The sequence below is a fragment of the Actinophytocola sp. genome (assembly GCF_050699915.1).
Lineage (GTDB): Bacteria > Actinomycetota > Actinomycetes > Mycobacteriales > Pseudonocardiaceae > Actinophytocola.
The window spans coordinates 1-9,233 of record NZ_JBOHGA010000234.1 but is presented as its reverse complement, the minus strand read 5'-3'; the positions used below and the strand labels follow the sequence as shown (position 1 = coordinate 9,233).

Here is a 9,233-nt window from a genome sequence, read left to right as displayed (position 1 = left end):
CGGGCTGCCCGGCGGGCGGTCGCCGACGAGCCGGTCGCGCAGCAGCCGGCGGGCGTGCCGGAGCACGTCGGCGTGGGTGATGTTGCCCGCCGCGGCGAGCACCATCCTCGGCATCGCGTAGCGACGCTTGTAGAAGCCGTGCAACGAGGTTCGGCTCATCGTGCTGATCGACTGCTCGGTGCCCAGCACCGGACGCCCGAGCGGATGGTCGGTGAGCAGGGCCTCCACGAACGTGTCGTGCAGCAGGTCCTCGGGGTCGTCGTCGCGCATCGCGATCTCCTCGAGGACCACGCTGCGCTCGGTCTCCATGTCCCGCTCGGCCAGCAGCGCGTCGAAGACCACATCGGACACGAGGTCCATCGCGAGCGGCAGGTCGGTGTCGAGCACGTGCGCGTAGTAGCACGTGTGCTCCTTGGCGGTGAACGCGTTGAGCTCGCCACCGACCGCGTCGATCTCCTCGGCGATCTGCACCGCCGAGCGCCGCGCGGTTCCCTTGAACAGCAGGTGTTCCAGGTAGTGCGCGGCTCCCGCGACAGACTGCTGCTCGTCGCGGGAGCCGACGCCCACCCAGATGCCCACCGAGGCCGAACGGACGCCCGGGACCTGCTCGGTGATCACCCGCAGGCCACCGGGCAACATGGTGCGCTTGACTACGCACCCGCCGTCGGTCCGCTCCAGGACCCGGGTGCTTCCGTTACCTGCCAACGAACTTATGCCTTCGCGGGCTCGTCCGACGGCGCGTCCGACGGCGCGTCCGACGTGGCGTCGGCCTTGTCGTCCTCGTTCACCAGCACGAGGCTGATCTTGCCCCGCTGGTCGATGTCGGCGATCTCCACCCGGAGCTTGTCGCCGACCTTGACGACGTCCTCGACCTTGCCGATGCGCTTGCCGTTGCCCAGCTTGGAGATGTGCACCAGGCCGTCCTTGCCCGGCAGCAGCGAGACGAACGCGCCGAACGCGGCGGTCTTGACCACCGTGCCGAGGAAGCGCTCGCCGATCTTGGGCAGCTGCGGGTTGGCGATCGCGTTGATCAGGTCGATCGCCGCGTCCGCGGACGGACCGTCCGAGGCGCCGACGTAGATCGTGCCGTCGTCCTCGATCGAGATGTCCGCACCGGTCTGCTCGGTGATCGAGTTGATCATCTTGCCCTTGGGTCCGATCACCTCGCCGATCTTGTCGACCGGGATCTTCACGCTGGTGACGCGCGGCGAGTACGGGCTCATCTCGTCCGGCTTGTCGATGGCCTCGGCCATCACCTCGAGGATCGTCAGGCGGGCGTCGCGCGCCTGGGACAGCGCACCGCCGAGCACGTCCGACGGGATGCCGTCGAGCTTGGTGTCCAGCTGCAGCGCGGTGACGAGGTCCTTGGTGCCGGCGACCTTGAAGTCCATGTCGCCGAACGCGTCCTCGGCGCCCAGGATGTCGGTGATCGCCACGTACCGGGTCTCACCGTCGACCTCGTCGGACACGAGGCCCATGGCGATGCCGGAGACCGGGGCCTTCAGCGGCACGCCGGCGTTGAGCAGCGACATCGTCGACGCGCAGACCGAACCCATGGACGTCGAGCCGTTGGAGCTCAGCGCCTCGGAGACCTGGCGGATCGCGTAGGGGAACTCGTCGCGCTTGGGCAGCACCGGCACCAGCGCCCGCTCGGCGAGCGCGCCGTGGCCGATCTCGCGCCGCTTGGGCGAGCCGACCCGACCGGTCTCACCGGTGGAGAACGGCGGGAAGTTGTAGTGGTGCAGGTAGCGCTTGTGCGTCTCCGGGGACAGCGAGTCGATCTGCTGCTCCATGCGCAGCATGTTCAGCGTGGTGACACCCAGGATCTGGGTCTCGCCGCGCTCGAACAGCGCCGAGCCGTGCGCCCGCGGGATCAGCGCGACCTCGGCGGACAGCTGCCGGATGTCGGTGATGCCGCGGCCGTCGATGCGGACCTTGTCGCGCAGGATCCGCTGGCGGACCAGCTTCTTGTTCAGCGCCCGGAACGCGGCGCCGACCTCCTTCTCGCGACCCTCGAACGCGCCGCCCTCGACCGCGCCGACCTTCTCCAGGGTCGCGGCCTTGATCTCGTCCAGCTTGGACTCGCGCTCCTGCTTCCCGGCGATGGTCAGCGCCTGCGCCAGCTCGTCGGAGACGGCGGCCGTCACGGCCTCCAGCGCGTCCGGCTGGTAGGCCGGGTAGGTCGGGTAGGTCGGGTACTCGCGAGTCTCCTTGGCGGCGACCTCGGCCAGACGGGCCTGGGCCTCGCACAGCACCTTGATGAAGGGCTTCGCGGCCTCGAGGCCCTGCGCCACGACCTCCTCGGTCGGCGCGACGGCGCCCTCCGCGATCAGGTCCAGCACGTTGTCGGTGGCCTCGGCCTCGACCATCATGATCGCGACATCGCCCGAGCCGACCACCCGGCCGGCCACGACCATGTCGAACGCGGCCTTCTCCAGCTGCTCGTGGGTCGGGAACGCCACCCACTGCTCGCCGATCAGGGCCACCCGGGTGGCACCGACCGGGCCGGAGAACGGCAGGCCGGAGAGCTGGGTGGAGGCGGACGCGGCGTTGATCGCGACTACGTCGTAGAGGTCCTGCGGGTTGAGGCTCTGGATCGTGATGACGACCTGGATCTCGTTGCGCAGGCCGTCCACGAAGGACGGCCGCAGCGGCCGGTCGATCAGTCGGCAGGTCAGGATCGCGTCGGTCGACGGGCGACCCTCGCGGCGGAAGAACGAGCCGGGGATGCGGCCCGCGGCGTACATCCGCTCCTCGACGTCCACGGTCAGCGGGAAGAAGTCGAAGTGCTCCTTCGGGTGCTTCGACGCGGTCGTCGCGGACAGCAGCATGGTCTCCTCGTCGAGGTAGGCCACGACGCTGCCGGCGGCCTGCCGGGCGAGGCGCCCGGTCTCGAACCGGATGGTGCGCTTGCCGAAGGTGCCGTTGTCGATCACGGCAGTGGTCTCGTGAACTCCAGCTTCGCTGAAGTCGGTCATGTAGTTGCTCCTCGTCATCGCGGGCGCGCACACCCCATACGGGGCACAGGGCAACGGGATCCTCGCGAGGCCGGTCTTCGATCGAAGCGCCCGGGATCCGTCGGTCGTACCGACGGTCGAACCCGGGAGCCACTACCGAGGACCGGCGAACTGATCCCCGTACGCGGCGCGCTAAGCCCTTGTTCTTCTGTTCACAGAGGTCGGGGGAGCGGTCGCTGACCACTCCCCCGATTCGGGTCTATCGGCGCAGGCCGAGTCGCTGGATGAGCGACCGGTAGCGTTCGATGTCCACCTTTGTCAGGTAGTTGAGCAGCCGGCGGCGACGGCCGACCAGCAGCAACAGACCGCGACGTGAGTGGTGGTCGTGCTTGTGCACCTTCAGGTGCTCGGTCAGGTCGCTGATGCGCTTGGTCAGCATCGCGACCTGGGCCTCCGGCGAGCCGGTGTCGGTGTCGTGGACGCCGTACTCGGCCAGGATCGTCTTCTTCTGCTCGGTGGACAGCGCCACTCTTCGTACTCCTCGGATATGAGATGTGCCGTGCGGTCCCGTATCGGGATAGCAGGTACCGGCCGCCACGGACCGCAGCCGGACCCAAACACCGAGGTTAGCAGGTGGGTCGTCAGCCCTGCTTACCGGCCAGTGTGACGCGATCGAGCGGGGTGTAGACCGGCCCCCGCCCGCCCGGTTGGTCGCTGCGGAACAGCACCGCCTCGCCCGCCGTCCACGAGGCGCCGCGGAAGTCGGCCAGCTCGTGGACCGCCCGGACCGCGCTCCGGCTGCCCGCCGCACCGCGCCGCCAGCGGGCCACCGTGACATGCGGGGCGAAGTCGTACTCGGCCGCGTTGTTGTCCGCGTTCAGCGCGCCGGCGAGCCGGCGCAGCGCGGCCGCGTCGCGGTCCTCGAGCGGCGCGACCCCGACCCACAGCACACCCGGGAACCGGCCGGCGCCACGCAGCCGCAGCCGTGTCGCCGCGAGCCCGGTCGCCTGCCGGCGGAACCAGGAGCCGCGCCGGTCGGCGTGCTCGCGGTCGCCGTAGAAGCCGAGTGTGATGTGCCAGCGCTCGGGCGGCACCCAGCGCAGCTCGGCGTCGGTCTCGGTCTCGCGGAACGCCCGCAGCCGCTCGGCCAGCTCGGCGCGCACGGACCCGGGCAGCTCGACGGCCGAGAAGAGGCGGACCATCTACTGCGGCTGGCCCGCCCGTCGCAGCAGGTCGGCGAGCTCGGGGAACTTGCCGTTGAGCAGGCCGGCCGCGGCCGTGAGGTCGCCGGCCTCGGCGACCCGGCGCAGCGCGGCGACCGCGACCCGGTCGTTGCGTCCGATGTCGACCGGCAGGTTGTCCCTGGTCACGGAGGGGCGCGAGGCGCGCACCTCCTCCAGGGCGCGCATCATCGCCTCCTTCTTGCCGGCCGCGACGTCCGGGACCAGGATCTTGCGCTCGAGCATGATGAGCCGGGCCAGCACCGCCGGGTTGCCGATCTTGGCGCGTCGCCCGCTCATCACCTGGCTCAGCATGGGCGCGCTGATGCCCAGCACGTCGGCGAGGAAGGCCTGAGAGATGTCGAACGCGACCACGAGGCGGCGGACCCGGTCACCGAGCGGCTCGCCGTACCACTCCCGCTGTAGCGCCAGGTTGCGCTGGACGATCTTGTGGTCCTCCACTTTCGCCTCTCCCCTGAATCCCGCCACGACGGCTCGCCCCGAGCAGCCTCAGAGCATCTTGCCAGGCAAGTGCGAGTTGCGTGGTGAATCTCGCCACCCATTCGCATCTGCACGTATCCGCGTCGCCCGTCCAGGTGACGAACGTCAGCCGAGCAGCTCACGGGTTCGACGCACGTCGTCGTGCATCCGCTCCACGAGGGCCTCGGTGGACTCGAAGCGCTCCATGTCGCGCAGCCGGTCGACGAAGTCGACGGCCACGCGCTGGCCGTAGAAGTCCTCGTCGACGTCGAGCACGAACGCCTCCACCCGGCGCTCGCGGCCGGAGAACGTCGGGTTCGTGCCAACCGACATCGCGGCCATCAGGGGCTCCCGCCCGGTGGCGGTCAGCAGCGAGAAGCGGCCGGCGTAGACGCCGTCGGCGGGCACCGCGGCGTAGCGCGGAGTGGACAGGTTGGCGGTGGGAAAGCCCAGCTCGTGGCCGCGCCGGTCGCCGCGGACGATGATCCCCTCCAGCCGGTGCGGCCGGCCGAGCGCGGCCGCGGCGGCGGTGACGTCGCCGGCGTTGATGCAGGCCCGGATGTAGGTGGAGGAGAACGTGATCTCCGAGGCCGGCGTCGAGTTCGGCACCGTGACGAGCTTGGCGCCCTCGACCGCGAACCCGAACCGGTGACCGAACTGGGTCAGCAGCTCCACGTTCCCGGTGGCCTTGTGCCCGAAGGTGAAGTTCTCCCCCACCACGACGGCCGCCACGTGCAACTGGTCGACGAGGTACTCGTGCACGAACTCGTCGGCAGGCACCTTGGACAGGTCGAGGGTGAAGGGCAGCACGCAGAACACGTCCACACCCAGTTGCTCGACGAGCTCGGCCTTGCGGCGCAGCGTGGTGAGCTGCGCGGGGTGGCTGCCCGGCCGGACGACCTCGGCGGGGTGCGGGTCGAACGTGACCAGCAGGCTCGGCACCCCGCGATCGTGGGCGAGCGCCACCGCGCGCTGGATCAGCGCCTGATGCCCCAGGTGCACCCCGTCGAACACCCCGATCGTGGCAACACACCGCCCCCACCCGCCAGGGATGAACTCAAGCCCCCGCCACCTCTGCATGCCCGCCTCCCCGGAATTCAAAGTGTTAGTCGCCGTTGGTTTGGTGCCGTTCAGTTTGGTGCGTACTTGTGGCTGGGTCGCGTTCCGTTCCCCTTAGGTGCGGTTGGTTGCCACTTGGGTCGTGTGCAGGGCGCTCCTCAGACTGGGGTCAGGACCACCAGCGAGCGGGCGGCCTCGCCCTCGTCGGTGGCCAGGGCTATCGCGTGGCCTGCCGGGTTGAAGACGCCGTAGGTCCCCGCGAGGCCCGCGGCTGGCAGGCGTTGGCCGCGGAGCAGCGCTGCTGCCGAGCGGTCGTCCACGTCGCGGCGGGGGAAGGCTCGGTCGACCGCATCGTCCAGTGACAGGGACAGGCCGGGGGCCTCGGTCAGCTGGTCCAGTGTGGTCACCACGCGCAGGTCGAACGGGCCGACCCGGGTGCGGCGCAGGGCGGACAGGTGCCCGCCGACGCCGAGGCCGGCGCCGAGGTCGCGGGCCAGCGCGCGGACGTAGGTGCCCGACGAGCACTCGACCATCACGTCCAGCGCGACGACGGCGTCCATGCGCCGGGTGGCCAGCAGGTCGAACCGCGACACCTCGACCGGGCGGGCGGCGAGTTCTACCTCCTCGCCCGCGCGCACCCGCGCGTAGGCGCGCTTGCCGTCGACCTTGACCGCGCTGACCGCGCTCGGCACCTGCTGGATGTGCCCGGTCAGCTCGCGGATCCCGGCGGCGATCGCCTCGTCGGCCGCCGTCGAGGCGTCCACAGTGGACAGCACGTCGCCCTGCGCGTCGTCGGTCGTGGTGGCGCTGCCGAGGTGGATCGTGGCGAGGTACGCCTTGGTGTCGAGCGCGAGGTGGCCGAGCAGCTTCGTGGCCCGCTCGATGCCGAGCACGAGCACGCCGGTGGCCATCGGGTCGAGCGTGCCGGCGTGGCCGACCTTGCGCGTGCCCAGGATTCGCCGCACGCGGGCGACGACGTCGTGGGAGGTCATGCCGTCCGGCTTGTCGACGACGACGAGGCCGGGCGGGACGGTGACACGCTGCTTGGTCGCTGCTGGGGACACGGGATGATCCTCCCAGAGCTAGGTGTGCGCGAGGTCCCAGGCCCGCCGCCGGATCCGCACCGGCACGTCCTCACCGCGGTCGGCGGCGTCGAACACGGCCGCCCGGGCCCGGCGCCACCACACCGACGTGCGCCACAGGCCGAGCAGCAGGACCGCGACCACCGCGAGCAGCGCCAGCCGGAAGGCGGTCGGCGACCCGAGCGGTTCGAAGATCGACAGCAGCACGCCGACCGCCAGCGCGGACACGGTGATCGCGACGAACCCGCCGACGTTGACCACCCCGGTCGCCGTGCCGACCCGGCGCAGCGGGTTGTAGTCGCGGGCCAGGGCGAACGCGATGGACGAGGCGGGGCCGCCGACGGAGAGCACCGCGAACCCGGCGACCAGGATCCCGACCGGGACGTGCCCGCCCGGCCAGCCGAGCAGCACCGCCCACACGCCGAGCGCGGCGAGCAGGTAGCCGACGACCAGCGGCGTGCGGCACTCCGGCCGGTGACTGATCACCGCGCCGATCGTCGGTCCGCCGACGATCGCCCCGACCACGAGCAGGCCGAGCAGCAGGCCGGCGGCCGGGACGCCGAGCCCCTGCGCCTGGACCAGGTACGGGAAGCCCCAGATCAGGCCGAGCATCGCCGGGGCGAACATCGTGGAGAAGTGCGCCCAGAAGCCGAGCCGGGTGCCGGGCGTGCGCCAGGCCTGCCGGACCTGGCCGAGCACGACGCGCAGCGACTCGGGTTCGCGGGTCGCCGGGACCGCGCCCGCCGGGTGGTCGCGCACCCGCAGCACCAGCACCACGGCGTAGGCCGCGGTGGCGGCGCCGGTCGCGGCGAACGTGACGGTCCAGCCGACGCTGTCGAGCAGGACGGCGAGCGGCAGCGTGGAGATCAGGTTGCCCAGCGCACCGAGCGCCGCGGTGGTCGACGCGAGCGCGGCGTAGCGCCGGGGCGGGAAGTACGCGGCGACCAGGCGCAGCACGCTGACGAAGGTCAGGGCGTCGCCGATGCCGAGCACCGCGCGGGCGAGCAGGCCGAGCGGGTAGGAGGTGACGAACGCGAACAGCAGCTGGCCCAGCCCCATCAGCAGCGCCGCGACGGTGAGCACGCGGCGCGCGCCGTAGCGGTCGACCAGCAGGCCGGTGGGGATCTGCATGAGGGCGTAGAGGCCGATCTGCAGCACGGTGAACGTGCCGAGCGCGGCCGGCCCGAGCCCGAACCGCTCGCCGGCCTCGAGGCCCGCGACGCCGAGCGTCGTTCGGTGGAACACCGCCGCCAGATAGACGAGGACCGCGATGGCCCAGATCGTCAGTGCCCTCCGGGCCTGGTGGGTCTGGCGGGTGTCCTGCACAACGCTCCTGTTCGGTGTCGACGCCTCGTCCCACTGGGTACAGCGCACCGCCCGGCCGAATCATTAGCGAGCTCAGCCGTGGGTTCGGTCACGCCCGCACGGCACCGAGCACCGCCCACCGTCCGGAGTGGAGCCTGCCGAGCACCGTGGCCAGCCGGACCAGCATGAAGGCGGTCAGCCCGGTCCAGATGCCCACGAGTCCCCAGTCGAACACGAACGACGCCCAGGTCAGCGGCAGGAACGCGAGCACCGCGGCACCGATCGTGGCGGTGCGCAGGAACGCCGCGTCGCCGGCGCCGAGCAGCACCCCGTCGAGGGCGAACACGACACCCGCCACCGGCTGCATCGCGACGAAGAACCACCAGGCGTGCGGGATCTCCGCGAGTACCGAACCGTCCGAAGTGAACAGTCCGGGTAGGACGCCGGCGAGCGCGGCGAACAGCACGCCGAGCAGACAGCCGAAGACGAGCCCGTAGCCGGTGACCTGTCGGGCGAGGTCCTTGGCGTAGCGCTCGTCGCCGGCCCCGAGCGCCGCGCCGACGAGCGACTGCGCGGCGATCGCGATCGAGTCGAGCACCAGCGCGAGGAACACCCACAGCTGCAGCACCACCTGGTGCGCGCCGACCGCGGCGGTGGAGGCGTGCGCGGCGACCGAGGTGGCGGAGACGAAGCAGGCCTGGAACGCCAGGCCGCGCAGGACGAGGTCGCGGCCGACGGTCAGCTGCGCGCGCATCGTCGCCGGGTGCGGCCGCAGCGCCACCCGCTCGACGACCAGCGCACGGATGAACAGCGTGGCCGCGATCAGCTGCGCGCAGACGTTTGCGACCGCCGAGCCCTCGAGTCCCCAGCCCGTGCCGTACACGAGGACCGGGCAGAGCACGGCGGAGATCCCGTTGCCGGCCAGCACGTAGCGCAGCGGCCGGCGGGTGTCCTGCACGCCGCGCATCCAGCCGTTGCCGGCCATCGTGATGAGGATGAAGGGGATGCCGAACAGCGCGATGCGCAGCCAGCCGACCGCGGCGTCCGCGACCGGGCCGGGCCCGGCGAGCAGGCGCGCCACCGGCCCGGCGACCGCCTGCCCCACGACGATCAGCACGACGCCGACGACC

9 protein-coding genes are annotated in these 9,233 nt (G+C 71.5%); all 9 read right to left on the bottom strand.

All coding sequences use genetic code 11. From position 1 onward, the window contains the following. The coding region (locus ACRDSK_RS28295) for a M16 family metallopeptidase (RefSeq protein ID WP_431444394.1) at positions 1–639 on the bottom strand (639 nt) is incomplete at its 3' end. A 71-nt stretch (positions 640–710) separates the two neighbouring features. Next, positions 711–2,978: a polyribonucleotide nucleotidyltransferase gene (locus ACRDSK_RS28290; RefSeq protein ID WP_431444393.1), complete on the bottom strand. Its 2,268-nt coding sequence runs from the start codon at positions 2,976–2,978 to the stop codon at positions 711–713. A 238-nt stretch (positions 2,979–3,216) separates the two neighbouring features. Next, positions 3,217–3,486: a 30S ribosomal protein S15 gene (gene rpsO, locus ACRDSK_RS28285; RefSeq protein ID WP_075130364.1), complete on the bottom strand. Its 270-nt coding sequence runs from the start codon at positions 3,484–3,486 to the stop codon at positions 3,217–3,219. Positions 3,487–3,598: 112 nt separating this feature from the next. Then, positions 3,599–4,159 carry an RNA 2',3'-cyclic phosphodiesterase gene (thpR, locus tag ACRDSK_RS28280; RefSeq protein WP_431444392.1) on the bottom strand — a complete coding sequence of 187 codons (561 nt, stop codon included), beginning with the start codon at positions 4,157–4,159 and terminating at the stop codon, positions 3,599–3,601. Further along, positions 4,160–4,639 carry an XRE family transcriptional regulator gene (locus ACRDSK_RS28275; RefSeq protein WP_431444391.1) on the bottom strand — a complete coding sequence of 160 codons (480 nt, stop codon included), beginning with the start codon at positions 4,637–4,639 and terminating at the stop codon, positions 4,160–4,162. A 144-nt stretch (positions 4,640–4,783) separates the two neighbouring features. Further along, positions 4,784–5,737: a bifunctional riboflavin kinase/FAD synthetase gene (locus tag ACRDSK_RS28270; protein WP_431444390.1), complete on the bottom strand. Its 954-nt coding sequence runs from the start codon at positions 5,735–5,737 to the stop codon at positions 4,784–4,786. A gap of 137 nt (positions 5,738–5,874) precedes the next feature. Beyond that, entirely contained in the window at positions 5,875–6,780 is a 906-nt protein-coding gene (truB, locus tag ACRDSK_RS28265) for a tRNA pseudouridine(55) synthase TruB (protein WP_431444389.1), read from the bottom strand. 18 nt (positions 6,781–6,798) lie between these two features. Next, the gene (locus ACRDSK_RS28260) at positions 6,799–8,124 is read right to left on the bottom strand and encodes an MFS transporter (RefSeq protein WP_431444388.1); all 1,326 of its coding nucleotides are present in this window, start codon (positions 8,122–8,124) and stop codon (positions 6,799–6,801) included. Between the two features lie 88 nt (positions 8,125–8,212). Then, on the bottom strand, positions 8,213–9,233 hold a 1,021-nt coding region (locus tag ACRDSK_RS28255; RefSeq protein ID WP_431444387.1), incomplete at its 5' end, for an MATE family efflux transporter.

Coding starts and splice junctions, on each gene's coding strand:
- ACRDSK_RS28290 (WP_431444393.1), bottom strand. CDS start 2,978: ATGACCGACTTCAGCGAAGCTGGAGTTCACGAGACCACTGCCGTGATC.
- thpR (WP_431444392.1), bottom strand. CDS start 4,159: ATGGTCCGCCTCTTCTCGGCCGTCGAGCTGCCCGGGTCCGTGCGCGCC.
- ACRDSK_RS28270 (WP_431444390.1), bottom strand. CDS start 5,737: ATGCAGAGGTGGCGGGGGCTTGAGTTCATCCCTGGCGGGTGGGGGCGG.